This is a genomic window from Zoogloea sp. (assembly GCF_023150065.1).
Classification (GTDB): domain Bacteria; phylum Pseudomonadota; class Gammaproteobacteria; order Burkholderiales; family Rhodocyclaceae; genus Zoogloea.
This window is the reverse complement of sequence record NZ_JAKLLN010000111.1, coordinates 1-740: the sequence shown is the minus strand read 5'-3', so window position 1 is coordinate 740 and position 740 is coordinate 1. Positions and strand designations below refer to the sequence as shown.

Annotated in this window: 1 protein-coding gene; it reads right to left on the bottom strand. The window is 63.1% G+C overall.

Features of this window, described 5'->3' with window-relative positions:
- Positions 1-214: 214 nt before the first annotated feature.
- Positions 215-658 (bottom strand): universal stress protein, encoded by a 444-nt coding sequence (locus L6Q67_RS23730; protein WP_296576034.1) that lies wholly within the window; start codon positions 656-658, stop codon positions 215-217.
- Positions 659-740: the final 82 nt, after the last annotated feature.

Here is a 740-nt window from a genome sequence, read left to right as displayed (position 1 = left end):
CTACGGCAAGCCGATGAACGCGTCCTCGCTCGAGGCGTGGATCAGGCAGCAGGACGATTGAGGCGATGCGGCAGATGAGCAGATAAAAAGGTCAATAATATTGACCTTTTCTTTTTTGTGACGTCGGCGTGAAGTTGCCGCCCATCAAATGAAACGCCCGGCCGGCGCTGCTACGCGCCGACCGGGCGGGGCTGTGCCCGGTTGATCCGGGGGGTCAGCGATACACGAGCACCGGGATCTTGCTGTGGGTGAGGACCTTCTGGGTCTCGCTGCCGAGAAGGAGGCCGCTCAGGCCTCGACGGCCGTGGGAGGCCATGAAGATCAGGTCGCAGCGGTTGCGCTCGGCCGAGGCAATGATGGCTTCGAACGGCACCTCGCTGATGACGGTGTCACCGACCGAGGTCACGCCGGCGGCATCGGCAGCGGCTTTGGCCAGACCGAGGATCTTTTCGGCTTCGGCGGCGGCGGCACGGCTGAACTGCTCGGGGGTTGTCGGGTCGAACAGGGCGCCTTCACCGTAGATGGGGGTCGGGAAGTCGGGCTGGGCGTAGAAGAACGTCAGCTTCGCGCCGGCTTCCTTGGCGAAGTCGATGGCGCGGGCGACGGTGGATGCCGAAAGTTCGGAGCCGTCGGTGGGTACGAGGATGTTGCGGAACATGCTGTCACTCCTTGGTGAGGGTGGGCCTTCGGGGTGGGCTTTCTAATTATATGGCGACCCATGTTCGCAACCGGATTGACGA

Excerpts from the sequence above, each read along its gene's own strand:
- L6Q67_RS23730 (WP_296576034.1), bottom strand. The coding sequence starts at position 658 with ATGTTCCGCAACATCCTCGTACCCACCGACGGCTCCGAACTTTCGGCA.